Source organism: Komagataeibacter swingsii (assembly GCF_003207895.1).
In the GTDB taxonomy this organism is placed as follows: Bacteria; Pseudomonadota; Alphaproteobacteria; order Acetobacterales; family Acetobacteraceae; genus Komagataeibacter; species Komagataeibacter swingsii.
Genome location: NZ_NKUB01000009.1, coordinates 42,670 through 66,825, shown reverse-complemented (window position 1 = coordinate 66,825; position 24,156 = coordinate 42,670). Strand labels below are relative to the sequence as shown.

21 protein-coding genes and 2 tRNA genes are annotated in these 24,156 nt (G+C 63.3%); 14 read left to right on the top strand and 9 right to left on the bottom strand.

All coding sequences use genetic code 11. The features are described from left to right. Window positions 1-98 precede the first annotated feature (98 nt). From hisG to CFR76_RS08730, 7 genes are all read left to right on the top strand, one after another. On the top strand, window positions 99-839 hold the full coding sequence (gene hisG / locus CFR76_RS08760) for an ATP phosphoribosyltransferase (RefSeq protein ID WP_110556788.1): 741 nt from the start codon (window positions 99-101) through the stop codon (window positions 837-839). Further along, window positions 836-2,140 carry a histidinol dehydrogenase gene (hisD, locus tag CFR76_RS08755; protein WP_110556787.1) on the top strand — a complete coding sequence of 435 codons (1,305 nt, stop codon included), beginning with the start codon at window positions 836-838 and terminating at the stop codon, window positions 2,138-2,140. The genes hisG and hisD overlap by 4 nt, the downstream gene beginning before the upstream one ends. A gap of 97 nt (window positions 2,141-2,237) precedes the next feature. After that, window positions 2,238-2,456, top strand: a complete 219-nt coding sequence (gene infA, locus CFR76_RS08750) for a translation initiation factor IF-1 (RefSeq protein ID WP_010508114.1) — start codon at window positions 2,238-2,240, stop codon at window positions 2,454-2,456. Window positions 2,457-2,473: 17 nt separating this feature from the next. Continuing rightward, a complete protein-coding gene (locus tag CFR76_RS08745) occupies window positions 2,474-3,103 on the top strand; it encodes a Maf family protein (protein ID WP_167402087.1) in 630 nt (209 codons plus the stop codon). Then, a complete protein-coding gene (locus tag CFR76_RS08740; RefSeq protein ID WP_110556785.1) occupies window positions 3,088-4,218 on the top strand; it encodes a ribonuclease E/G in 1,131 nt (376 codons plus the stop codon). Before CFR76_RS08745 ends, CFR76_RS08740 begins: the two co-directional genes overlap by 16 nt. Next, on the top strand, window positions 4,211-4,417 hold the full coding sequence (locus CFR76_RS08735) for a DNA gyrase inhibitor YacG (protein WP_081749447.1): 207 nt from the start codon (window positions 4,211-4,213) through the stop codon (window positions 4,415-4,417). Before CFR76_RS08740 ends, CFR76_RS08735 begins: the two co-directional genes overlap by 8 nt. Before the next feature lie 61 nt (window positions 4,418-4,478). Continuing rightward, window positions 4,479-4,554, top strand: a tRNA-Phe gene (locus CFR76_RS08730). A 388-nt stretch (window positions 4,555-4,942) separates the two neighbouring features. Here CFR76_RS08730 and CFR76_RS08725 read toward each other — a convergent pair. The 6 genes from CFR76_RS08725 to CFR76_RS08700 form a co-directional block, all read right to left on the bottom strand. After that, window positions 4,943-6,289: a dihydroorotase gene (locus CFR76_RS08725; protein WP_110556784.1), complete on the bottom strand. Its 1,347-nt coding sequence runs from the start codon at window positions 6,287-6,289 to the stop codon at window positions 4,943-4,945. Between the two features lie 207 nt (window positions 6,290-6,496). Further along, window positions 6,497-8,716 (bottom strand): sensor domain-containing protein, encoded by a 2,220-nt coding sequence (locus CFR76_RS08720; protein ID WP_110556783.1) that lies wholly within the window; start codon window positions 8,714-8,716, stop codon window positions 6,497-6,499. Window positions 8,717-8,793: 77 nt separating this feature from the next. Further along, complete coding sequence (locus CFR76_RS08715; RefSeq protein WP_110556782.1) at window positions 8,794-11,028, bottom strand: EAL domain-containing protein; 2,235 nt, start codon at window positions 11,026-11,028, stop codon at window positions 8,794-8,796. A 64-nt stretch (window positions 11,029-11,092) separates the two neighbouring features. Further along, window positions 11,093-13,093 carry a putative bifunctional diguanylate cyclase/phosphodiesterase gene (locus CFR76_RS08710; RefSeq protein WP_244191852.1) on the bottom strand — a complete coding sequence of 667 codons (2,001 nt, stop codon included), beginning with the start codon at window positions 13,091-13,093 and terminating at the stop codon, window positions 11,093-11,095. Between the two features lie 497 nt (window positions 13,094-13,590). Next, the gene (locus CFR76_RS08705) at window positions 13,591-14,148 is read right to left on the bottom strand and encodes a cytochrome b (RefSeq protein ID WP_110556780.1); all 558 of its coding nucleotides are present in this window, start codon (window positions 14,146-14,148) and stop codon (window positions 13,591-13,593) included. A 57-nt stretch (window positions 14,149-14,205) separates the two neighbouring features. Next, window positions 14,206-14,580 carry a hypothetical protein gene (locus CFR76_RS08700; RefSeq protein ID WP_110556779.1) on the bottom strand — a complete coding sequence of 125 codons (375 nt, stop codon included), beginning with the start codon at window positions 14,578-14,580 and terminating at the stop codon, window positions 14,206-14,208. 251 nt (window positions 14,581-14,831) lie between these two features. Here CFR76_RS08700 and CFR76_RS08695 point away from each other — a divergent pair, with 251 nt between their 5' ends. Then, entirely contained in the window at window positions 14,832-15,353 is a 522-nt protein-coding gene (locus CFR76_RS08695) for a hypothetical protein (RefSeq protein ID WP_110556778.1), read from the top strand. Between the two features lie 46 nt (window positions 15,354-15,399). On the opposite strand, the gene CFR76_RS08690 is transcribed toward CFR76_RS08695, so the two are convergent. Then, the gene (locus CFR76_RS08690) at window positions 15,400-16,404 is read right to left on the bottom strand and encodes a ferritin-like domain-containing protein (protein ID WP_110556840.1); all 1,005 of its coding nucleotides are present in this window, start codon (window positions 16,402-16,404) and stop codon (window positions 15,400-15,402) included. Window positions 16,405-16,615: 211 nt separating this feature from the next. Beyond that, complete coding sequence (locus CFR76_RS08685; RefSeq protein ID WP_110556777.1) at window positions 16,616-17,290, bottom strand: ATP-dependent Clp protease proteolytic subunit; 675 nt, start codon at window positions 17,288-17,290, stop codon at window positions 16,616-16,618. Window positions 17,291-17,501: 211 nt separating this feature from the next. On the opposite strand from CFR76_RS08685, the gene CFR76_RS08680 reads away from it, so the two are divergent. From CFR76_RS08680 to CFR76_RS18005, 6 genes are all read left to right on the top strand, one after another. Further along, complete coding sequence (locus CFR76_RS08680) at window positions 17,502-18,509, top strand: OmpA family protein (RefSeq protein WP_110556776.1); 1,008 nt, start codon at window positions 17,502-17,504, stop codon at window positions 18,507-18,509. 86 nt (window positions 18,510-18,595) lie between these two features. Beyond that, complete coding sequence (locus CFR76_RS08675; protein ID WP_025439351.1) at window positions 18,596-19,837, top strand: LL-diaminopimelate aminotransferase; 1,242 nt, start codon at window positions 18,596-18,598, stop codon at window positions 19,835-19,837. Between the two features lie 26 nt (window positions 19,838-19,863). Next, window positions 19,864-21,201, top strand: coding sequence for a homoserine dehydrogenase (locus tag CFR76_RS08670; protein WP_110556775.1), 1,338 nt, complete (start codon window positions 19,864-19,866; stop codon window positions 21,199-21,201). Between the two features lie 71 nt (window positions 21,202-21,272). Beyond that, window positions 21,273-23,120, top strand: a complete 1,848-nt coding sequence (gene recJ / locus CFR76_RS08665) for a single-stranded-DNA-specific exonuclease RecJ (RefSeq protein WP_110556774.1) — start codon at window positions 21,273-21,275, stop codon at window positions 23,118-23,120. Between the two features lie 68 nt (window positions 23,121-23,188). Then, window positions 23,189-23,264, top strand: a tRNA-Glu gene (locus CFR76_RS08660). 139 nt (window positions 23,265-23,403) lie between these two features. Continuing rightward, window positions 23,404-23,550 (top strand): hypothetical protein, encoded by a 147-nt coding sequence (locus CFR76_RS18005; RefSeq protein ID WP_167402086.1) that lies wholly within the window; start codon window positions 23,404-23,406, stop codon window positions 23,548-23,550. A gap of 351 nt (window positions 23,551-23,901) precedes the next feature. On the opposite strand, the gene CFR76_RS18000 is transcribed toward CFR76_RS18005, so the two are convergent. Further along, window positions 23,902-24,129: a hypothetical protein gene (locus CFR76_RS18000; protein WP_167402085.1), complete on the bottom strand. Its 228-nt coding sequence runs from the start codon at window positions 24,127-24,129 to the stop codon at window positions 23,902-23,904. Window positions 24,130-24,156: the final 27 nt, after the last annotated feature.

Sequence of the window (24,156 nt, the reverse complement as noted above, 5' to 3'; positions counted from 1 at the left end):
CCGCCAGAAAAGCGCCCTTCCTGCATGAGGGCTGGATGTGGTATGCGCCGCATGTCACCACAGGTGCCCCGCACCACGCGGGGCGACCCCAGCCTGCAATGTCGGAGAATGCATTGACCGTCCTGTCACCGGCCCAGACCGCCGTTCCGGAAACGGATAGCCCGCTGATACTCGCCCTGCCCAAGGGCCGTATCCTCAAGGCCGCGGCGCCGCTTCTGCATAGGGCGGGCATTGTGCCCGGACCGGACTTCAATGACGAGAAAAGCCGCCTGCTGCGCTTTGAAACCAATGATCCCAACATTGACGTGGTGCGCGTGCGTTCGTTCGATGTCGCAACCTTCGTCGCCTTTGGTGGCGCGCAGATCGGCATATGCGGCGCTGACGTGCTGATGGAATTCGACTACCCTGAAATCTACGCCCCGCTTGACCTGGGGATCGGGGGCTGCCGCATCTCCATCGCCCAGCCCAGGGATCGCAGCGGGCTTGAAGACAATCCCAACCGCCTGTCCCAGGTGCGGGTCGCGACCAAGTATCCCTCCATCACGCGCCGTCACTTCGCCGCGCGCGGCATCAACGCCAGCATCGTCCACCTGCATGGCGCGATGGAACTGGCCCCGGTTCTGGACCTGTCGCACCTGATCGTGGACCTGGTGGATACAGGGTCCACGCTGCGCGCCAACGGGCTGGAGGAAACCCACACCATCGCCCATGTCACCAGCCGCCTGATCGTGAACCGCACGGCGCTGAAAACCCAGCCCGAGCGCATAAGCGCCATCATCAACCGTTTCCGGACCGCACTGGCGTCCAGTGCCGCACAAGCCAGGGACCAGCAGGCATGAAGCGCCTCGATACCACCCAGCCTGATTTCAGGGCCGGATTCGCCGGGCTGCTGGCCGAGCGCGACAGCGACACCGCCCGCGTGGACGGCCCCGTAACCGAGATCCTGGCCGCCGTGCGGGCGCGTGGTGATGATGCGCTGTGCGAATTCACCAACCGCTTCGACCGGGCCAATGTCACCCCCGCCACCCTGCGCATCACGCCCGACGAGGTCGAGGCCGCCTGCGGACAGGTTCCGGCCGACCTGCTGGCATCCCTTGAAGTCGCGGCCACGCGGATCGAGTCGTTCCACAGGGCGCAGATGCCGTCTGGCCTGCGTTACGTCGATGATGCGGGCGTGACGTTGGGTATGCGCTGGACGGCGCTGGACTCGGTGGGGCTATATGTGCCGGGCGGCAAGGCGGCGTATCCGTCGTCGGTGCTGATGAACGCCATTCCCGCCCATGTGGCCGGCGTCGGGCGGATCGCCATGTGCGTGCCCACGCCCGATGGCGTACTCAACCCGCTGGTGCTGGCGGCGGCGCGGCGCGCGGGGGTGACCGAAATCTACCGCGTGGGCGGCGCGCAGGCCGTGGGCGCCATGGCCTATGGCACCGCCACCATCGCCCCGGTGGACCGCGTGGTGGGGCCGGGCAACGCCTATGTGGCCGAGGCGAAGCGGCAGGTCTTCGGCACGGTGGGAATCGACAGCATCGCCGGTCCGTCCGAAGTGGTGGTGATCGCCGATGGCAACAACGACCCCCGCGCCATCGCACTCGACCTGCTGGCGCAGGCGGAACACGACCCCATGGCCCAGTCCATCCTGATCACGCCGGATGCAGGCATGGCGGCGAAGGTGGAACAGGCGGTCGCAACCGAACTGGAAACCCTGCCGCGCGCCGAAATCGCCCGCGCCAGCTGGGATGCCCATGGCGCGATCATCACGGTCCGTGACCTGAATGAGGCCGCCGACCTTGTAAACACCATAGCGCCTGAACACCTGGAACTCATGATCGATGATCCGGCCCCGGTCTTTGGCCGCGTGCGGCATGCGGGCGCCATCTTTGTCGGGCGGTACTGCCCCGAGGCCATTGGCGATTATGTCGGTGGTCCCAACCATGTGCTGCCCACCAGCCGCACGGCGCGTTTCTCCTCCGGGCTGTCGGTGTTCGACTTCATCAAGCGCACCACGTTCATCGAGGCCCAGCCCGAGTCGCTGCGCAGGATCGGTCCCGCCGCCGTCAGCCTGGCGCGGGCCGAAGGGCTTGATGCACATGCATTGAGCGTGTCGGTCCGGCTGGCTGATCTTGACCGCCGCGCATAAGGAAACTTGACCCCGGCGGTGAGTATCCCCACATAAACCAACCGTATTGCGCTGCGGGCCTGCAGCATGACGGCAATTTTGATGATTGAAGGACACGATGTCTAAAGAAGACATGATCGAATTCAGTGGCACAGTAACCGAACTGCTGCCCAATGCCATGTTCCGCGTGACACTGGACAATGAGCATACCATCCTGGCCCATACCAGCGGCAAGATGCGCAAGAACCGTATCCGCGTGCTGGCGGGCGACCGCGTGAATGTGGAAATGACGCCCTATGACCTGACAAAAGGTCGCATCACGTTCCGCTTCAAGTAAGCCGCCCTTTGTCGGTCATGACCGCAGACACCGCTCCATCCGGGGCGGATACGGGTGCGCAGCTTGTCCTTGCCTCGGCTTCCCCCCGCAGGCTCGCGCTCCTGCGCCAGATCGGGCTGGTTCCCGATCAGGTGCATCCAGCCGATATCGATGAAACGCCCCGGCGTGACGAACTGCCGCGCCCCCATGCCCAGCGCCTGGCGGCGGAAAAGGCCGATTACGTGGCGGGCGCGCTGGATATCCCGGCACTGGTCATCGCGGCCGATACGGTCGTGGCCCTTGGCCGGCGCATCCTGCCCAAGGCGGAGGATGCGGATACGGCGCGCAGATGCCTGAACCTGCTGTCCGGGCGGCGCCATACCGTCTTTACCGCCGTGGCCCTGCGCCCCACGGCCGCATGGCGGGACGGTCGCGCGGGAAACCGGCTGGTGGCCAGCACGGTCACGTTCTCCCGCCTGACGCCCCTGCAGATCGATGCGCTGATTGAAGCGGGCGACTGGAACGGCAAGGCCGGGGGCTATGCCATACAGGGCCATGCGGCGGCGTTCGTGCGCTTCCTGTCGGGCAGCTATACCGGCATTGTCGGCCTGCCGCTGTTTGAAACCGCGCAGATGCTGCGTGGGCAGAAAGGATGCTGGCTCCGGTGAGCATGCGCATCTGCGCCAGCAGCAGCCCCGGAGAGGTCCGCATCGCCGTCATGGACAATGGCGTCATGCAGGATTTCGCCCTGTGGCGGCCTGACATGGCCGATGGCGTGGGCGATATCTATCGCGCCCGTGCCAGCGCCCATGTCCCGGCACTTGGCGGTACCTTCATCACCCTGCCGGGCCTGGAACAGGCAGGCTTCCTGCCGGATTCGGAAGGGCTGGGTCCCCTGACGCAGGGGCAGACCGTCCTTGTGACCATCACCCGTAGCGCGCAGGGGGGCAAGGGCGTGCGGCTGGGTGCGCGTAACCTGCCATCCGACCTGCCCGGCGGGGCGGACCCAAAGCTGCTGCGTCGTGGCCCCACCCCGCTGGAGCGGCTGGCGCGGTATTACCCGCTTGCGCCCATCGTCATTGATGACGCCGCCATCGCCACCCTGCTGCCCGCCGCCTTCCACCCCCGCCTGACCCGCGTCAACTGCGCGTTCGACAGCGACCTGCGCGCGCAGGCCGATGCGCTGGAAGACCCCGTTGTCTCCCTGCCCGGCGGCATGTCGGCCAGCATTACGCCTACCCCCGCGCTGGTGGCGATCGACATGGATGGCGGGGCCACCAGCATGGACCGCCGCCCCAAGCAGACGGCGCAGTTCGCCGCCAACCGGGATGCGCTGCCTGACCTGTTGCGCCAGTTGCGGCTGCGCAACCTGTCGGGCGCGATCATTGTCGATGTCGCGGGGCTTGCCGTACGCAAGCGCCGGGCGCTGTCGGAAACGCTTGAGGCGTTACTGAAGAACGACCCGCTGCGTCCGCGCTTCCTGGGCTTTACGGCGCTTGGGCTGGCGGAAATCGTCCGTCCGCGCATCCATCCGCCATTGCATGAACTGTTCCGGTCGCGCGAAGGCCAGTTCCTGCATGCCCTGCGTGGGCAGATGCAGGCCTATCGTGGCATGCCGCCCGATGGCCGGCCTGTCATGCTGGGGTGTGGTTATGGCATCATGGCGCTACTGCGGGACCATCCGGGCTGGATGGAGGATTTCACGCGCCTGACGGGCCGCGTGCTCCAGCCTGTCATGGATCAGGGCCTGCCCGCCAATGGCTGGAGATTCGATCATGGCTGAACCGTCCACCCTTCCCCCCTGCCCCGTCTGCGGCCAGCCCGCGCAGCCGCAATACCGGCCGTTCTGTTCGCGCCGCTGCGCCGATGTTGACCTGGGACGCTGGTTTTCGGGCCAGTACCGCGTGCCCTCGACGGAGATTCCCTCCGGGGCGGATGAAAAATACACAAGACGGGTTGATCCCGATGATGAGGTAGGTTAAACGCTTGTCCAACGTCACGGCGGTCCCGACTGCCCTGACATAGCCGGACAGACGGCCCGGTGCCCAAGTAGCTCAGTTGGTAGAGCATGCGACTGAAAATCGCAGTGTCGGTGGTTCGATCCCGCCCTTGGGCACCATTTATCTCCCAGAAAATATAATGAACCCCGCAGGTTAGTACTACCCCGCATAAGCCTGTGGTCCATGGTTCCAATCGGGTGCCTTATCCCCCATATCCCTGACATGGCTGGTCCCTGCCCGGCCAATCCCGCCGGCCGGGTTGTATCTGCCACAGGCGTCGTCAGGCCGATGCTGAGGCCCGCCATCCTGTCGCGGATCATATGACCCGCCAGGCGACTGAAAGATGGGAGACAGCGGCAAAGGGATCGAGCCGGGTCATGCGGCTGGTCAACCGCCTGTTTGGAACAACCCGCAAATCATAAAGAGGTTTTTGGTGAAGCTTTTTGCAAAAAGCTTCAGAAGAAGAGCGCCGCCTTTTTGAAAAAAGGCGGCGCCCAAAAACTTTTATTATTTGTCAGCGGATTGCGGACGGTCCGTGGCGTCGAACAGCAGGGGTTCGCCTTGGGCCGTCGGGGCAAGCTGGCCTTCCCACATGGCGACATTGCCACGGATGATCGTGCCGATGGGGCGGCCCGTCAGTTCACGGCCGACAAACGGCGACCAGCCACATTTGGAAGCCAGCCATTCCTGCCGCACCGTCCAGCGCGCGGCGAGATCGACCACCGAGAAATCCGCATCATACCCCACGGCAATGCGTCCCTTGCGCACCAGCCCGAACAGGCGCTGCGGCCCTGCCGATGTCATGTCCACCACCCGGCGCAGCGACAGGCGGCCATGCGCCACATGGTCCAGCATCAGCGGCAACAACGTCTGCACGCCGGGCATGCCCGAAGGCGTTTCGGGATAGCTGCGCTGCTTGGCTTCCAGCGTATGGGGGGCATGGTCGGACCCGATGATGTCGGGCACCCCCTGCCCCATCCAGTACCACAGGCCATCACGCCATTTGCGGCCACGGATGGGCGGGTTCATCTGCGCCAGCGTCCCCAGTTCGGCATACGCTTCCTCACCCGCCAGCGTCAGGTGCTGGGGGGTCACCTCGCAACTGGCGATATCCTTGTGGCCCGACAGGAATTCCAGTTCAGCAGGCGTCGTGACATGCAGCACATGGATGCGCCGCCCCGTACGCCGCGCCAGGCGCACGATGCGCTGTGTGGCGCGCAGGGCCGTTTCCTCATCACGCCAGACGGGATGGCTGGACGGATCGCCTGCCCTGCGTTCGGACAGGCGCTCATGCAGGCGGGCCTCGTCTTCGGCGTGGATGGCGACACGGCGGCGGCCCGAACGCAGCACGCGCTCCAGCACCGCGTCATCGGACACCAGCAGGCTGCCGGTGGAAGACCCCATGAAAATCTTGATCCCCGCCGTACCGGGCAGCATTTCCAGTTCACCGCACCGATCGGCGTTGTCGGTCGTGGCCCCCACATAAAACGCATGGTCGCACCACATGCGCCCGCGCGCGCGCTCCAGCTTGTCAACAACGGCTTCGGGCCGGTCGGTGGGGGGCTTGGTATTGGGCATTTCGAACACGGCGGTCACACCACCCATCACGGCGGCCATGCTGCCGGTCGCCAGGTCCTCCGCCCCGGTCAGGCCCGGTTCACGGAAATGGACCTGCGTGTCGATCACGCCGGGCAGGATGGTCAGGCCGGTACAGTCAATGACGCGGCCGGCATCCCCCTGCCCCCCGATGCGGGCAATCCGCCCGTCACGCACGTACACATCGGTCACGACCGTGGCATCAGGCAGGACAACGCTGCCATTTTTCAGACAAAGATCAAAAACGGGTAAGGTCATGCGACTATCCTGTGGCCATTGCCCGCAGGTCGGCGGCGCGGGCGGGAAATATCGCGCCGGGCCACGCCTGTGCCCGCCACGTCCTGCCCCGATGTATGGCACGCGCCCGGTACCATGCAAACCATCCCCGCCCGCAATCCCCCATAATGAAACACCCCGGCTCTTGCGGGCCGGGGTGTCGCCATCACATTGACATGGCGGGGCGCGTCAACCGGCTGAGGCGATCTTGCACTCTTCCTGCGCTTTTTGCAGCACCGCCTGCAGACAGCCTTCCCTGATCCATTCCTCCAGCTTCTGCGGCGTCATGGGACGGGCGAACAGGTAACCCTGCACCACGTCACAGCCAAGATGGCACAGCAGTTCAAGCTGGCGCACGGTTTCCACCCCTTCGGTCACCACCGTCATGCCAAGGCGCCCGCCAATCCCGATCACCGCCGTGGTCACGGCCTGCGCATTGGGATCATGTTCGAGGTTCATGATGAAGCTGCGGTCGATCTTGATTTCCGTAAGCGGCAGGCGCGTCAGCCTTGAAAGCGACGAATATCCCGTCCCGAAATCATCCATCGACAGCGCGACGCCAAGGTTACGGATGGCCTGCAGGACCATGTTCGTATCCTCGTTTTCCGTCATCATGACGCTTTCGGTAATCTCGACCGTCAGGCGGTGCGGTTCCAGATTGCTGTCACTGAGCAGGCGGGCAATGAAACCGGGCAGGTTACGGTTACGGAAATGCCCCGCCGACAGGTTGACCGCCACCGTCGGCACGTAAATGCCATGGGCGTCCCATTCCAGGATCTGTTGCACCGCGCGTTCCAGCGACCACGTGCCGATGGCTTCGATCTGCCCGGTTTCCTCGGCCACGGCAATGAAGCGCGAGGGATAGATGTTGCCCAGCGTCGGGTGGTTCCACCGCGACAGGGCCTCCACGCCATACAGCGTGTTGTTCCGTACATCGATCTGGGGCTGGTAGTGCAGGTTGAGCAGGCCCTGCGCCAGCGATTCACGCAGCGCCGAACCCAGCAGCAGCCGGTCCTGCGCCGCCTTGTTGTCTTCCGAACGCGCAAGGTGGGTCATGCCCAGGCCCGAACGCTTGGCATAGCGCATCGCCTGTTCGGCGTAGCTGAGCAGGGATTCGCCATCCGGCCCGTTTTCGGGGAACAGGCTGATACCGATGCCCAGCGTCGGCACGATCATGTTGCCGCCGATCTCAATCGGCTGCTTGACGCATTCATGCAGCCTTTCGGCGAATTTCAGCGCATCTTCCTGCCGCGTATTCGGCACGATGATCAGGAATTCATTCGAGCCGGAACGGCTGAGAATGTAATTGCTGCGTGAAATGCCCTTCAGCCGTTCGGAAACGGATTTCAGGAACCCGTCGCCATTGATATGGCCCAGCGCATCGTTGATATCGCGGAAACGGTCGATATCGATCATGTACAGGGCAAAGTGATTGTCGCCCGGCTGGCCGATCAGCGACCGGATCACCTTATGCACCGCCGTCCGGTTCAGGAAGCCGGTCAGCGGGTCATAGTTCGACAGTTGCGAGATATGCTGCCGCGCCTCGTGCTGTTCGATCAGCACGCCACAGAACGGCACGCAACTGCTGACGATGTGGGCCGGCCATTCGCCCCGGCTGCGTTCGGAACGCGAATACAGCGCGAAAATGCCCGTGATGCGCCCATTGCGGGTACGGATGGCCGACGCCCAGCAATGATGCAGCCCAAGCGAGATCCCCACGGAACGGTAGCTGTCCCACACGATGGTGGTGGCTTCACTCAGGTCCGTGGCCAGGGCTGCGATATCCGCATCCGTCAGGCGCATCTCCTCCAGGGCTGCGGCAAAACGACGCGGCATGCCGGGACCGGACAGGATGCGCAGGCGGTTCTGTTCATCAAGCTGGATCAGCACGGCGACGGTGTTGGGGACCAGCACCTCCACTTCACGGCAGACCATGTCGGCCACGTCCGGGATCTGGACCTCGCTGGAAAGGGAGCGGAAAACCGTGTTCTGCAGTTCCATCACCCGGCTGCGATGGCCCGCGCCGGTGATGCCATGCACCATCATCAGGCGGTAGGTGCGCTTCCCCTTTCCCAGCCGCGCCGCCGTCAGGCTGATCTCGGCGGAGATGTAATCCCCGCTGCGGTTTTCAAACGTGATCTCACCCGCGACCGGCTCCAGCGCCTGCGCCTCCACGGTGACCGGCAGGTTGTTGTTCCCGACCGATGCAGCCAGAAGTTCACCCACCGGCCTGCCCGCCAGCGTGCCGGGGTCGTACCCCCACAGCGCTTCAGCCGCGGGGTTGGCATACAGGATCATGTTATGGTCATCGATTATGACCATCCCGTCACGGGCCTGATTCAACAGTTCAAAGCTGATGTCAGGGATGGTCTCGGCAGCCGGGGGTGACTTGGGGTTCTCGGTTTTCATGGTAATCCAAAATTATAAATGCCTGTTTCCAGGCAGGTACCAGAACGGACGGGCGGGAACATGGACTGCCCGGTGACCTATTTTTTCTGCTCACCTTCATTCAGGACATCACGCGCCATGACGGACACACGCTCCATCTCCGGGCCTGTCGCCCACTGCAGCAGGGCGTCGGGCGCCATGGGGCGGGCGAACAGGTAGCCCTGCACCACGTCACAGTGCAGCCCCCGCAGCAGCTTGAGCTGCGCCTCCGTCTCGACCCCTTCGGTCACGACGGTCATGTTCAGGCGGTTGCCGATCCCGATCACCGCCGTGGTCACGGCCTGCGCATTGGGATCATGTTCCAGGTTCATGATGAAGCTGCGGTCGATCTTGATTTCCGTAAGCGGCAGGCGCGTCAGCCTTGAAAGCGACGAATACCCCGTCCCGAAATCATCCATCGACAGCCCGACACCAAGGTTGCGGATGGCGGCCAGTCCCGCCATCGTGTCCTCGTTTTCATCCATCATGACGCTTTCCGTGATTTCGACACACAGGCGTTCAGGCGTCAGCTTGCGTTCCTTGAGGATACGCTCGATCAGCGCGGGCAGGCCACGGTTGCGGAAATGGGCCGCCGACAGGTTGACCGAAACCGTGGGGACATGCAGCCCCTGGCGTTCCCACTCATTGATCTGGCGCGTCGCTTCCTCCAGCGACCATGTGCCGATCGTCTCGATCTGCCCGGTATCTTCCGCCACCGCGATGAAGCGTGAGGGGTAGATGTTGCCCAGCGTCGGATGCTTCCACCGCGACAGCGCCTCCACGCCATACAGCCTGCCCGTCTTGATATCGACCTGCGGCTGGTAATGCAGGTTGAGCATGCCCTTGGCCAGCGATTCACGCAGCGCCGACCCCAGCAGCAGCCGGTCCTGTGCCGCGCGGTTATCCGCCGTGCTGGACACGCAGTAGCCGCCGCGCGCCTCCTTCTTGCACCGGCGCATGGCGATTTCGGCATGGCCCAGCAGGGATTCGCCATCCGGCCCGTTTTCAGGGAACAGGCTGATCCCGATACCAAGCGAGACGACAAGCAGGTTGCCCGCGATCTCGATGGGTTCCTGCATGGCCTTGATCAGGCTTTCGGCAAAGGCGGATGCCCTTTCCTCATCACTGTCGGGCATGACGATGACGAATTCATCCCCGCCTGAACGGCTGAGGATGTAGTTGCTGCGCGACATGCCCTTCAGCCGTTCGGCAATCGCCCTGAGGAAGGCATCGCCATTCTGGTGGCCCAGCGTGTCGTTGATGTCGCGGAAACGGTCCACATCAATCATGAAGACCGCGAACTGGTTGTCACCCGGCCGGTCGATCATCGACTTGATGACCTTGTGGATGGCGGTCCGGTTCAGGAAACCGGTCAGGGAATCATGGTTGGCAAGCTGCGAGATATGCTGCTGGGCCTCATAATTCTCGATCACGACGCTACAGAACGGCACGCAGCCGGTAACGATCTTCTGCGGCCAGTCGCTCAGCTTGTACTGGTTGCGCGAATACAGGGCGAAAATGCCCGAAATCCGCCCATTGCGCGACTTGATGGCCGAAGCCCAGCAGTTATGCAGCCCCAGCGATATCCCGAGCGAGCGGTAGCTGTCCCACACGATGCTGTTGGCTTCGGACAGGTCATTGCCCAGCGCGGCAAGGTCGCCTTCGGTCAGCGACATGTTTTCAAGTGCTGCGGCATAACGACGCGGCAGGCCGGGACCGGACAGGATGCTCAGGCGGTTGTTTTCATCCAGCAGGATGATGGCGGACACCGTGTTGGGCACAAAGCTTTCCACCTCGCGGCAGACAAGGTCGGCCACGTCCTCCACCTGCATGTCATTGGAAATGGCCTGGAACACCGTGTTCTGCAGGTCCAGCAGCTTGCGGCGGTGGCTTTCCTCGGTAACACCCTTCATGAAGGCCATGTAATAGCGCTTCTTGTCCGGACCAAGCAGGGCGGTCGAGATCGACATCTCGCCCGAAATGTAGTCCCCGGCCTTGTTCTCGAACGTGACCTCGCGCGATGTGCCGACAATACGGTTCACGCCCGTCTTGCGGTTCTTGTAGATATAGCTGTCATGATCGGCGCGGTAGACCGAGGGAACGAGGCAACTGACATTGCGGCCGATCACTTCTTCCTCGGTAAACCCCCACAGCTTTTCCGCTGCCGGGTTGAAGAACACGACCTCGTTACGCTCATTGATGATCACGACGCCGTCCGTTGCCTGCTCCAGCAACTGGAGACTGACATCCGCCGTCATGTCCAGCTTGGTGGTGGGCTTGTGATCGTCTATCATGGCAGGCGCGTCGTGGGGGGGCATTACGTTCTCACACTGTTTCATAAGGATATTCCAGCCGGTATCAGGCTGCGGGATAGAATGACGGGGCAAACGCCGCACGCATGGGTGTCGCGGCAAACGCCTGTGGCATGATGGGGGCGGCGGCTGGCACGCCTGCCGCCGTGGCGGCATGGGCGGGACGGCCGGGCAGGTGGCCCGGCCTTTCGTCACACCCTTCTGGCGACAGGCGCGCAAGCTGGCCCGGCGTCTCGATCCCCTGCGCCAGGACCGACACCTGCAACGCGTGACCCGCCATCATGACGGAGCGCACCAGTTCGGCCATGGCCGGGTCCGTGCCCACCTGCTGCATGAGGGCGCGGTCGATCTTGATCTTGTCAAAGGGGAATTCGCACAGCATCGACAGGACTGATTTCGGGCCACCGAATTCGTCCAGCGCAAGCCGTACCCCAAGCGCATGCACCTTGCGCGCCATGGCCAGCGCACGCGGGCGGTCACGCTGTATCGTGGCCTCGGTAATCTCGATGACAAGGCGGCCCGCGGGCAGGCCGGTGCGGGCAAGGGTCGCCTGCACCGTATCGGCGAACCGCGGCAGCAGGAACTGCGATGCGGACATGCCCACCGCGACACGGACATCCCCATCCCAGCCCGTCGCGGCCCGGCACGCCTGGTCCAGCACCCATTCACCCAGTTCGATAATCAGGCCGTTTTCATAGGCCAGATCCCGGATTTCCGCAGGCGGCACGTCGCCACGCACCGGATGTTCCCACCGCAGCAGGGCCTCGTATCCCGAAACCGCGCCCGTCGCGACAACGGTCTGTACCTGATAGAACAGCGAAAGCTGGCCATTGCTCATGGCGTTACGCAGGTCTTCACCCATCGCGCGGCGTTCACGCACACTCTGGTCCAGCGAACTTTCATAATACCAGATCGTATGATGCAGGTCGGTCTTGGCGCGGTACATGGCAAGGTCGGCACGCGAGATCAGGGTTTCACTATCCGTCGCGTCAACCGGATAGAGCGCAACCCCGATGCTGCCGCCACTGGTGACCACGTAATCATTGATGGGAATGGGCTGGTTCAGCGCCTGCTGGATGCGGTTGACGAAATCATGCAGTTCCGCCTGATCCGACGTACGGTAAATGGCGATGAATTCGTCCCCTCCCAGCCGGGCCACGAACTCGCCTTCCCCCAGTAGCGCACTGAAGCGTCCGGCCAGTGTGGTCAGCACAACATCGCCTGCGGCATGGCCACGGGTATCATTGATTTCCTTGAATTTATTCAGGTCGATACCAATGACCGCAAACTGTTCGCCCTTCTGGTCAGCCGTTGCGACTTCGTGATTGAGGCGTTCATTGAAGCTTATGCGGTTGGGCAGGCCGGTCAGCGCGTCGGACATGGCCATGCGGTGCAGTTCGTCATACGATTCCTGCCGCACGCTGCCATCAATGACAAAGCAGGCGATACCGGCGATGATCGTCAGCATCGAACCGGCGATGACAGCGAAGCCGATGGACTCAAACTGCCCATTGTCGTGCAGTGCCTGCATATGCGGGAGCATGGTGACATGCATGGCCGCCATGCCGGTGAAATGCAGCCCGGCCACGGCGCCCACCATGGCCAGCGTCATTTCGATCTCGCGCCGCAGGTTGAGCGGGCGCAACGCCAGCAGCAGGGCGGCGGCGGACAGCCCGATGCCGATCAGGACCGATACGATCACCATCGGCATGTTCCAGGCCACGGGCGCATCGATATGGTACGCCGCCATGCCGATATAATGCATGCTGGCGATACCAAGACCAAGGATGGCGCCCCCCAGCAGGCAGCCCCCGCGCCCGCGCAGCCTGACCGCCGCCATGACCGCAATGGGCATGGCCACGAACATGGCCACCAGCGAAAGCACGGTGTACAGCGGGTCCAGTTGCACGTCGCCACTGGCATGGTAGGCCAGCATGGCCGCGAAATGCGTGCACCAGACAAAACTGGCGCCCGCCATGGCGGTCAGGAAATACCAGCCGACACGCTGCCTGCCACTGGTTTCGGATACGCGGGCGACCAGTCGCATGGTAATCCATGCCCCCAGTACACAAACGATCAACGCACCAGAAAGCAGAAAGGGATTATAACCCCTCAGTTCATAGATATGATTGCTCATTGATTCCATTTTTGAACGATCAATACCATCTAATTATCAGCAGGCTTCCAAGGAAAAATCTGCCACCACACGGGTAATGTGGAAAACCGACCGGTATTAAACGCCTACAACAGGGGCATTTAACCAAGTATCAGATAATTATTTTTTTATTTGTTATGATTAACTGGATGTTAGTAAAGATTTCCAGAATATGCAACGAGAAATATCCTGTTGCGAATCCTGTATCCAGTGCCCCGCATCCCTGCACCATGCGGATAGGGGGACTGCGCCAATATTGATATGGAAATACCAGATCAGCACAAAATAATAGGCTTAAATTCCTAAATTATACCTGTTTCAGGCATTGTTCCAGTTTGTTACAGCCAGCCTTGCCAATGGCAATCCCCCAGCAGTGACCGTACGCCCCTTCAGGGCAACATGCGCTGGAAAACCTGATCCCGGATGCCCAGCAGGTGATAAAATCCTGCCCCGGCATGAAAGCACGCCAGGCAGAACAGTAACCATGCGTTCCAGTGATGTAACGATGAAAAAAAGGAATGCGTCCCGCCCATCAGGGCCGGGAAAGGGGAATTGATCGGAACGCCGAATGCAATCACGGGGCGCCCCGTTGTCCAGCGCGCCATGTAACCAAACGCGATTTCCCCGCCCAGCAGCAGGTAAAGCAGGCGGTGTATGCTGCGCGCGACACGATCCTGGAATGTCATGACAGGAAAGCGAATGGCCCGTCCCCCTGTCATGCCCCATGCGATGCGGGTAACGAACACCGCCGCCAGCAGCACGCCCAGCGACGTGTGCGTAGCCGCCAGAAACGCCCGCATGGGGGCGGTGCGGTCCATCAGGTGCCACGCCACCTGTCCCACCACGAACTGTTCCACCACCAGGACGGCGGTGATCCAGTGCAGCCAGCGGGTTTCCCAGCTATATCGCCGGGGCATGCGTGACGTGAGGGATGCATATGCTGCCATACCGATCACCTGCTGGCCTGCCCGCCGCTTAAAGACACCACGGATGCAAGGGCCGCATCAGTCAACGCCCGGAAGAATCGAACTGTCTTCCCCGCCGATATGCATGTTGGAATAGCCGCCATCCGTCATGCCGGGGGCTTCACTGCCCGATGCGGTGCCGGGCATCATCATCGCGCCCGTCATCTGGTCGGACTCCCCGCCATCATTATGGAACTGTGGCACGCCGCCACCCACGCCGGTTTCCGGCGCGCTGTAGCCGCCCGTCACCCCGGCGGCGGCATCATCCGCTTCCGATTCACCGGGTGTATAGCTGCCCATGCCACTGCCGTTTCCGCTGGAATGGCTGCGCGCATGCGCTACCCCCCCATGGCTGACCGCCACCATCATTCCCACCGCCAGGGCCGCCAGCCCCTTCGTGATATAACCTGACATCCGGCTTTTCCTCCCGTTATGTGCCACGCAACCGGGGCGCATGGCGTTCATGCTGTCTACATGGGGCATGCACCCCGCCGCGCCAATAGTATTGCGCATACGGCGGGACCGGGACATTTCTGCCACGCATATGACGCGCGTGTGCCATGCATCCTAAAACACGTGAACGGGCGTATGGTTGTCAAGAAACGTAACGCCGCACACGGTCCACCCGCCGCGTTACCGACACATTGCCTGCTGGAGAATGAGAGATGACCACCCTCGCCACCCTTCCCCTGAGCCAGATGACCGTCGTGCCCGACCTGCTGGCAGCGCCCGTGGGCACCGTGATGCTTGCATCCGAAGTCTCACGCGATGACCAGAAGATCGTCATTCGCAGCCGCCTTGTTGGAAACGGCGCGACAACGCCCGGCCTGATCATGATGACGGCGGCCGCCAAGGGCTATTTCGTGCCGGATGAGGCCTGTTCCGCCTTCGTGCGCACGGCGCTGGATGTCACGGAAGTCATGCCGCTGCTGCTGACGAAGATCGTCCCCGGCTTCCGCTACAAATACGACGCGGTCGTACGCGGTGATGTATGGCAACTGAAGGATGAGGCCGGTGCGCAGTTCGCGGGGCTTGCCATCGGTTCCTCCGACGAGGAGGAAAGCAAGGTCTATGCCTATGCCCGGATCGAGGGTGGCCGGATTGGCGATATCGTGGCGGCAACCCGCGTGGCCTATCTGGGCCAGCTTGATTTCGGCGCGGGCGCTGTCGCCCCGACCCTGGGCTGAGGCCATGCCCCCGCCCCGTTTGCGGGCGTGGGAACAGGCCGGCCGGTCACGCCGCGCCGGGCTGGCTTTCCAGGCTGGCGGAATTGGGCGTGCGCGGCAGGAAGAAGCGGATGATGCGCGCAAGGTTGGGCGCAAGCTTCGGCCGCAGCAGGCGCGGATCATAGCCGGAGAAGCGGCGTTCGTTCTCGATCAGGCAGATGTCGATCATGTCGCGCAGCGGCACATCGACATTGGCGACATCCTTCGTGCCATTCACGGTGAAGTTGTTGTCCTGCTCATGCTTGTTGCCTTCGGCATCGAACGTCGTGACCATGCCCAGCCGTTCATACAGCAAGAACAGCCAGACCCCGATCACGCGCGCCTCGAACCACGGGCGCTTCCACATCGGCATGGTGGCGCGATGCCAGGCCAGCCAGTTGGCGAACAGCAGGATATGTCGGCATTCTTCCTGCATCACCGGCTCGAACGTATCAATCAGCGCGGGCGGGAAGAAGGCGGATTTCTGCGCGATGGCAAACAGGCCGAACGCGAAGAAGCTGTCCACGCATTCCGAAAAGCCCGTGACCAGATAGGCCCATTCCACGTCGCGCGGTTCGATGTAAGGGGGTTCGGACGCCAGCGGGATATCGTAGGCCGCCACCATCTTGGACAGGACTTCCTTGTGGCGGTTTTCCTCCCACGCGTTGCGTGACAGGGCATCCTTCATGTCCGGGTCGTCAATCAGGCGGGCATAGGCCGCCATGCGCAGGCGCGCCTTGCCTTCGGTCTGCACGGCGATGTCCCAGATCGGCAGCGAGGTCACGCGTTCCAGCGTTTCCCTGTCAAGCCTGGGCCATTCGATGACCGAGGGTTTGTAGGGGTTGAAGGTCTCGCGGAACATGTCCGCCACAGCCTTCTTGTGCGCGGCCGATCCGGGCCTGAGCGGTCCCGGCACCGGGCTGGACCAGTGGCGGGCATTGAAATCGGCCTTCGCCACGGCATCAGGGGTCGCGGCCCCCGGGTCGCGGGCTTCGGGCAGAGTGGTATAGATGTCGGAAAGTGATTTCGTCATGTCGGCTCGCTGCTCGGAACGGTGTCGCGTGGATACGCCGGCCGATGTGGCATTCATCCCAACAGCTGACACCCTGATTGCCGGTGTCCATATCACACCGAACCAGGAAGTGCAGAACTGTTATCTGAAATTTGCGGGGAATGCCGAAACACCCCCCGCACAACGCAACACCAGCATTATGGACCCGCCAAGCGGTCCGCCTTGCCTTAAATCAATGCAGGTCAGAGATTTTGTCGATCACGCGCGTCACCAGCCCGTACTCGATCGCCTCATGCGCGGACATCCAGTAATTGCGGTCCGTATCCTTGCATACCTTTTCATAAGGCTGCCCGGTTTCGCGCGCGAACAGGCGGTTCAGGCGCTCGCGCATCTTGATGATCTCGCGCGCCTCGATGTCGATATCGGTAGCAGGCCCGCGCACGCCGCCCATGGGCTGGTGCAGCAGGAAACGGGTATTGGGCAGGCAGTAACGCCGTTCCCTGTTCCCTGCGGCAAAGATCAGCGCGCCGGCGGATGCGACCCAGCCGGTGCCGATCATGTTGATGGGGGCTACCGAATCGACAAAACGGATCATGTCATGGATGGTGTCGCCACTTTCCACATGGCCGCCGGGAGAGTTGACGTACACATCGATCGGCTTGTCCGACGCACCGGCCAGCGCCAGCAGGCGGCCGGTCACGTCGCGGGCGATCTTGTCGTTGATCGGACCGAACACCAGCACCTTGCGCTGGTCGAACAGGCGGCTTTCCAGCTCCCCGATGGGGGAGGACAGCGTGCGGTTCTTGTCGGGTTCCTCGGTTTCCGGACCCTGGGGTTCGGGGATATCGGGATCCCTGGGATCTTCATCATCCATGCGGATGCGGTGTTTCGGCTGCATGCCGTTCATCGGGTTCTCCCTATGCTCCGGGACTGTCCTGGTCATGTCCTTATCCTGCGCCGCCTTGCGTCCGGTGCCAAGTCCCGACCTGACAATCAGGCGCCATGACCGGAACCGGCCATATGGCCCCGTGCGCGATCCCCCTCGCTAAGATCGGCATTGCAGGCTAGTTTGCCCCGGTCGTGTCGTGTGCAGGCCAAAAAGGCCATGGGAGCTAAGATTGGGAAAGCGGGCACCATCGCCAAGTCCCGGAAGATTTTTTTTTCCGCCATCCAGGCAGGCCGCCACCGCGCGGGCCGCCCTGCTGGCGCTGCTTGCCACCGGCGTGGCGGGCTGCGCGCACCATCAGGACACGGTCGATTCCGTGTCCGACTGGTACCATAACTACCAGGGCGGCGTGATCGGCCAGCAGCGCCCGCCGCCACCGGGCACGCACCAGCCCTATCCCAAGGTCGGGCTGGGACCGGCCACGACGCCCGAACTCCCCTCCCCCGAACTGCGCGAGGACATCACCGCCGACCTTGAGGCGCAGCACGAACTCAACCAGCGCCAGGACGCGATCATGGGCACCATGCCCACCGCTGCCGACATTCCGCCCATCCCGTCGCATCCGGCTGGCAATGGCGGGGGGCAGTCCGCCTCCCTCGCCGCGGCGGATGATGGCGCGCAGGCGGGGCAGCAGGCAGCCGGGGGCGCCAGCAGGCCGAAATCCGAACGCGGCATGGCCCATCAGGCCGAACCCGTGCGTGACAGCAGGGGGCAACTGGTCATGCCGGAGGTGACGGAAACGGTATCCGACACGCCCGAGGCGATACCCGCCAACCTGCCGGCCATTGCCGACGGGCCGCCGGAACTCCCGTCGGTGGGCGGGATCAGCCTGCCCGACAACGCCGCGCGGGACGGCATGGACATGCCCAGCTATCACCTCGCGACACCGGATGACGGGGACGCGGTGCGTTTCCTGCCCGGGTCGGACCAGATCGAGGATGGCGAGGAAGACGTGGTCGGCAGCATCGTCAAACAGCGGGGCAACCGCTTTGTGATCGTGAATGGTTACGGCAATGCCGCCACCGCCACGGCGGAAGGGCAGACCGCGGCCCTCAACCTGGCCCTGCTGCGCACCCGCACCCTGGCCAGCATGCTGCGGGCGCGTGGCGTGCCAGCCAACCGTATCGTGGTGCACGCCCATGCCTTTGGCAATGGTGCAAGAATTGCCATCGTGCGCTAGAGTGTGGCGCCTGCCCCCCGATGGGCGGGCATGTCATTTCCCCAACCCGGCGCATATCCTGCCATGCGCCCGCAACAGAGCGTCCCATGACCGAAGAATTCCATCGTATCCGCCGCCTGCCGCCCTATGTCTTCGCTGAAGTCAACAAGGCCAAGGCCCAGGCCCGAGCGCGGGGGGAGGATATTATTGATCTGGGCATGGGCAACCCCGACACCCCCACCCCGCCCCATATCGTGCAGAAGCTGGTGGAAACCGTAAGCGACCCGCGCGCGCACCGCTATTCCGTCAGCCGTGGCATTCCCGGCCTGCGCCGGGCGCTGGCGGGTTATTACGAACGCCGCTTCAACGTAAAGCTGGACCCCGAGACGGAAGTGATCGCGACCCTTGGGTCCAAGGAAGGGCTGGCCAACCTCGCCTCCGCCATCACCAGCCCGGGCGATACGATCCTGGTGCCCAACCCGTCCTATCCCATCCATCAGTTCGGCTTCATCATCGCGGGCGCGTCCGTGCGTTCCATTCCCGCCACCCCGGATGATGAAATGCTGGAAGCGCTGGACCGCGCGGTGCGCCATTCCGTGCCGAAACCCACGGCGCTGATTGTCAATTTTCCGTCAAATCCCACCGCGTATCTCGCGGACCTTGATTTCTACCGCAAGCTGGTGGCCTTCGCGCGCAAGCACGAAATCTGGATCCTATCGGACCTGGCGTATGCGGAAATCTATTTTGGCGACAACGTGCCCCCCTCCATCCTTGAGGTGCCGGGCGCGAAGGACATCGCCGTCGAGTTCACGTCCCTGTCCAAGACCTATTCCATGGCGGGCTGGCGCATGGGCTTTGCCGCGGGCAACCCCAAGCTGATCGCGGCCCTGACCCGCATCAAGTCCTATCTGGACTATGGCGCGTTCACGCCCATCCAGGTCGCGGCGGTCGCGGCCCTCAGCGGCCCGCAGGACTGCGTGGCCGAAATCCGCGACATCTATCGCAAGCGCCGCGACGTGCTGATCCAGGGACTGCAGGCGGCGGGATGGGACGTACCCTCCCCCGAAGGGTCGATGTTCGCATGGGCGCCGATCCCCGGACGCTTCCGTGAACTGGGCAGCGTGGGCTTTTCCAAGCTGCTGCTGAAGGAAGCCGGCGTCGCGGTCGCCCCCGGCCTTGGCTTTGGCGAACATGGCGAGGGCTTCGTGCGCATCGGGCTGGTGGAAAACACCCAGCGCCTGCGCCAGGCCTGCCGCTCCATCCGCCATTTCATGACGGAACATGGCGGCATTGCCCCCACCACGCAGCAGGCCGCCCCGCTGCCTGACAGCCAGCCCGCCCATTCATGACTGCCCACTCGGTTGACGGAAAACACATGACTTCTTCCCCTTGCAAACCCGCCCCCAAACCGCCGCTACGCATCGGTATTGCGGGGCTGGGCACGGTTGGTGCCGGCGTTGTAAAGCTGCTGCGTGAAAACGCGGCCCTGATCCGTGCCCGCGCGGGCCGCGAACTGGTGGTGACCGCCGTCAGCGCGCGCGACCGCACGCGCGACCGGGGCGTTGACCTGAGCAATGTCGCATGGTGCGACACGCCTGAGGAACTGGCCACCCACCCCGATGTGGACGTGGTGGCCGAACTGATTGGCGGGGCGGAAGGGCCTGCGCGCCTGACGGTGACGCGCGCGCTGGAAAACCGCCGCCCGGTGGTGACCGCCAACAAGGCGCTGATCGCCATACACGGCGCCGAGCTGGCCTGCACGGCGCAGGCGGCGGGCGTGCCATTGATGTTCGAGGCGGCGGTGGCCGGCGGCATTCCCGCCATCAAGACCGTGCGCGAAGGGCTGGCGGCGGACCGGATCCTGAAGATTGGCGGCATCCTGAACGGCACGTGCAACTACATCCTGACCGTCATGCATGAAACCGGGCGGGACTTTGCCGAAATCCTGGCCGATGCGCAGAAGCTGGGCTATGCCGAGGCCGATCCCTCGACCGATGTGGACGGCGTCGATACCGCGCACAAGCTGGCGATCCTGGCCGGGCTGGCCTTCGGGCGGCCGGTGGTGTTTGCCTCCGTCTATATCGAGGGCATCCGCCGCATTGGCGCGCTGGACCTGCAATTCGCGCGCAGGATGGGCTACCGCATCAAGCTGCTGGGCATTGCGCGCCAGCATGAAAACGGCATCGAGGCCCGGGTGCATCCCTGCCTTGTGCCGCAGGACGCCCCCATCGCGGAAGTCAACGGCGTGTTCAACGCCGTGGTGGCGGAGGGGGCCTTTGCCGGTCGCCTGATGCTGGAGGGCCGGGGCGCGGGCGAAGGGCCGACCGCCACCGCCGTATGCGCCGACCTGATCGACATTGCCCGTGGCTCCGCCATGCCGGTCTGGGGCTGTGCCGCCGACAGCCTGGTGCAGGCCGTGGCCCTGCCCAGCAGGTCGTTCACGGGTGAATATTACCTGCGCCTGAACGTGGAAGACCGCCCCGGCGTGATTGCCGACATAACGGCGGTGCTGCGCGATAACGGGGTTTCGCTGCGCAGCATGCTCCAGCATGCCGATGCGCATGACATCCGCCCCGATGGCACCCACGCCGTGCCGCTGGTGCTGCTGACGCACAAGACCAGCGAGGCGGCGATGCAGCACGCGCTGCACCATATTGCCGAACTGTCCGCCGTACTGGATGAGCCTGCGCTGATCCGTATCGAAGCGGCCTGATCGACCGGCGGGGGATGGTCCCGGCCGGGCCATCCATACCGCCTGCCGCACCCCAACAAGGATCCGTTTTCATGTCCGCTGCCGACCTGCTTTCCCCCCTTCCCGCGTCCCCCGCGCCACAGGAGGAACAGGAGCCAGCCGTGCTGGGCGTTACCCGCAGTGTTACGGGCCGCCGGTGGAACTGGCGCGAGGGCGGGCAGGCCAGCCATACCGACCGCATGGGCATGGCCATTGCACAGCAGACCGGGCTGCCCGAAATCGTGGGCCGCATGCTGGCCCTGCGCCGCATCGCACCCGAACAGGTTGCAACCTACCTGGCCCCCACCCTGCGCGCGCTGATGCCCGACCCGTCCACCTTCACGGACATGGATGCGGCGGCCACCCGCCTGGCCACCGCCATCCGCAACGGGGAAACGGTGGGCCTGTTCGGGGATTATGACGTGGATGGCGCGTGTTCCACGGCACTACTGACCGATTTCCTGCGCCGTCAGGGCTGCACGGTGCTGACGCATATTCCCGACCGCATGACGGAAGGCTACGGCCCGAACGCGCCCGCGATCGCGGCCATGCAGGACCAGGGGGCGACCCTGACCGTCTGCCTGGACTGCGGCACGGCGGCGGTGGCAGTGCTGGAACATGCAAGCGGGCGCGGTGATGTCATTGTCCTTGACCACCATCAGGTGCAGGGGGCGCTGCCGCGTGTGCTGGCCACGGTCAACCCGAACCGGCCCGACTGCCCTTCGGGGCTGCACGGCATCTGTGCCGCCGCGGTCACATTCATGACCGTGGTGGCAACAGTGCGCATCCTGCGCCGTGACGGATGGTTTGAGTCCCGTCCCGACCCACAGCTTATGGACAGCCTCGACCTCGTGGCGCTGGCGACCGTATGCGATGTCATGCCGTTAAGCGGCCTGAACCGCGCCTTTGTCACGCAGGGGCTGAAGGTCATGGCGCGCAGGCAGCGTACGGGACTGTCCGCCCTGCTGGATGCGGCAGGGGCGCGTGACCCGCTTTCGGCATTTACATGCGGATTCGCGCTGGGGCCACGCATCAACGCCGGTGGGCGTATCGCGGATTCTAGCCTGGGGCTGCGCCTGTTGCTGTGCGAAGACGCAGCCGAAGCGCAGGCGTTGGCGGAGAAGCTGAATTCCGTCAACCACAACCGGCAGGGCGTCGAATCCGGCATCCTTGACCGCGCCATGGAACTGGCGGCCGCCCAACGCGCGCAGGGCCATGCCGTACTGGTGCTGAGCGGCCGGGACTGGCACCCCGGCGTGGTCGGGATCGTGGCCGGGCGCATCAAGGAAAAATTCAACCGCCCCGTTCTGGTGGGGGCGGAAATGGAAGATGGCAACGTGAAAGGCTCCGCCCGGTCCGTTCCGGGGCTGGACCTTGGTGGCGCCATCATCGCGGCACGGCAGGCGGGGCTGCTGTCATCGGGCGGGGGGCACGCCATGGCGGCGGGATTCGGCCTGCCGGCGGATGGCGTCCCCGCCCTGCATGAATTCCTTGACCGCCACCTGGCCTCCGCCGCCAGCCTGCCTGACGCCGTGGACCTGACCATTGACGCCGTGGTGAATGTGGCCGCCGCCGATGTGGCCCTTGCGACCGACATGGACCGTCTGGCCCCCTTTGGCGCGGGCAATGACGAACCCCTGATTGCCCTGCCCCGCGTGCGCGTGGCCTATGCCGAACGGATCGGGCGGGAAGGCAATACCCTGCGCCTGACACTGCAGGGTGAAGGCCGTGGTCCCCGGCTGAAGGCGCTGGTGTTCCGCGCCAATGAAAGCCCGCTGGCCCCCGTGCTGGAAGACCGTGACAGCCCACCACTGCATCTGGCGGGATGGTTGCGGGCCGAAAGCTGGAATGGCCGGACATCGGCCACTTTTTTCATCCGTGACGCGGCAATCGTCCAATAATTTCAATATTCCTGAATCAGGGGGTTGACCCTACCCCCGTGTCGGGATACTTACCGCTCACGCCTTTAGTCCCGTTCGTCTAGAGGCCTAGGACACCGCCCTTTCACGGCGGCAACACGGGTTCGAATCCCGTACGGGACGCCAGCTACTTTGCCGCAGTTTACTGCGGGTCTTGGCTGATCACAGGCACTTTCCTGATTTCCAGTTTGTTGGACCTTGAGCCAATCCTGAGCCAAACGGGTTTCCGTCACTCAGGGATGGCTTGGTGATATCAGGGATTCCCATGAGCGAATCACAAAAGACGAATATCGACCCCGCCATGGGCAGAACGCTGCCAAAAGAGATCTGGTATCGTGGCCCCAGCCAGTACCAGGCCCGGAAAATGGTCGACGGCAACCGTATCCGCTTTGGCCTGACACTGGTTCAATGAAAAACGGGCCGAGATTGATCCGGGCCAGTGTCATGATACCGCCGCCATCGACCGCATCCCGATCCGTCAGTTGATCGAACACTATCGGGATGCGTGCATGGCCCATAGGGAGAATGACCGCATCGGTCATATCCCTGCCCTCCTTGACGATCCTGTGGCGCCCTGAATGGCAAGCAAATGGAAACCTGCTGACTTGCGTGGATTTCGTGACAGGATGATTGAGACGGGCTTTGCGAAAGGCACGGTCGTCAAGCGCCTCCGCCATGCAATACGCCCGAATTTCTGGAGCCTGATGTGGTGCCGTTCATGTCATGCACGATCAGGCCCTGAGAGACTGCTTGAAAAGTCAGATCATGATAGCGCTTTAAAATTAAAGGAAGTTTTTGGTGAAGCTTTTTGCAAAAGCTTCGAAAGAACGCCGCCTTTTTGAGAAAAAGGCAGCACCCAAAAACTTTTATTGTTTTTTATCAATGATTTGTTTTCAAACAGCCTCTGAAGGAATACGGCGGAACCCACGGGGTCAAAAACGAAGATTTGCTGCACAATGCGTTGGCCCGCGCTGAAAACCGCTGATATCATGAGAAGTCCGATCCGCCGGACACCGCG

Excerpts from the sequence above, each read along its gene's own strand:
- CFR76_RS08700 (WP_110556779.1), bottom strand. The coding sequence starts at position 14,580 with ATGTCAGGTTATATCACGAAGGGGCTGGCGGCCCTGGCGGTGGGAATG.
- hisD (WP_110556787.1), top strand. The coding sequence starts at position 836 with ATGAAGCGCCTCGATACCACCCAGCCTGATTTCAGGGCCGGATTCGCC.
- CFR76_RS18005 (WP_167402086.1), top strand. The coding sequence starts at position 23,404 with ATGAGCGAATCACAAAAGACGAATATCGACCCCGCCATGGGCAGAACG.
- recJ (WP_110556774.1), top strand. The coding sequence starts at position 21,273 with ATGTCCGCTGCCGACCTGCTTTCCCCCCTTCCCGCGTCCCCCGCGCCA.
- hisG (WP_110556788.1), top strand. The coding sequence starts at position 99 with ATGTCGGAGAATGCATTGACCGTCCTGTCACCGGCCCAGACCGCCGTT.
- CFR76_RS08740 (WP_110556785.1), top strand. The coding sequence starts at position 3,088 with ATGCTGGCTCCGGTGAGCATGCGCATCTGCGCCAGCAGCAGCCCCGGA.
- CFR76_RS08670 (WP_110556775.1), top strand. The coding sequence starts at position 19,864 with ATGACTTCTTCCCCTTGCAAACCCGCCCCCAAACCGCCGCTACGCATC.
- CFR76_RS08675 (WP_025439351.1), top strand. The coding sequence starts at position 18,596 with ATGACCGAAGAATTCCATCGTATCCGCCGCCTGCCGCCCTATGTCTTC.
- CFR76_RS08745 (WP_167402087.1), top strand. The coding sequence starts at position 2,474 with ATGACCGCAGACACCGCTCCATCCGGGGCGGATACGGGTGCGCAGCTT.
- CFR76_RS08735 (WP_081749447.1), top strand. The coding sequence starts at position 4,211 with ATGGCTGAACCGTCCACCCTTCCCCCCTGCCCCGTCTGCGGCCAGCCC.
- CFR76_RS08725 (WP_110556784.1), bottom strand. The coding sequence starts at position 6,289 with ATGACCTTACCCGTTTTTGATCTTTGTCTGAAAAATGGCAGCGTTGTC.
- CFR76_RS08695 (WP_110556778.1), top strand. The coding sequence starts at position 14,832 with ATGACCACCCTCGCCACCCTTCCCCTGAGCCAGATGACCGTCGTGCCC.
- CFR76_RS08690 (WP_110556840.1), bottom strand. The coding sequence starts at position 16,404 with ATGACGAAATCACTTTCCGACATCTATACCACTCTGCCCGAAGCCCGC.
- infA (WP_010508114.1), top strand. The coding sequence starts at position 2,238 with ATGTCTAAAGAAGACATGATCGAATTCAGTGGCACAGTAACCGAACTG.
- CFR76_RS08715 (WP_110556782.1), bottom strand. The coding sequence starts at position 11,028 with ATGATAGACGATCACAAGCCCACCACCAAGCTGGACATGACGGCGGAT.
- CFR76_RS18000 (WP_167402085.1), bottom strand. The coding sequence starts at position 24,129 with ATGATATCAGCGGTTTTCAGCGCGGGCCAACGCATTGTGCAGCAAATC.
- CFR76_RS08720 (WP_110556783.1), bottom strand. The coding sequence starts at position 8,716 with ATGAAAACCGAGAACCCCAAGTCACCCCCGGCTGCCGAGACCATCCCT.
- CFR76_RS08685 (WP_110556777.1), bottom strand. The coding sequence starts at position 17,290 with ATGAACGGCATGCAGCCGAAACACCGCATCCGCATGGATGATGAAGAT.
- CFR76_RS08705 (WP_110556780.1), bottom strand. The coding sequence starts at position 14,148 with ATGGCAGCATATGCATCCCTCACGTCACGCATGCCCCGGCGATATAGC.
- CFR76_RS08710 (WP_244191852.1), bottom strand. The coding sequence starts at position 13,093 with ATGCGACTGGTCGCCCGCGTATCCGAAACCAGTGGCAGGCAGCGTGTC.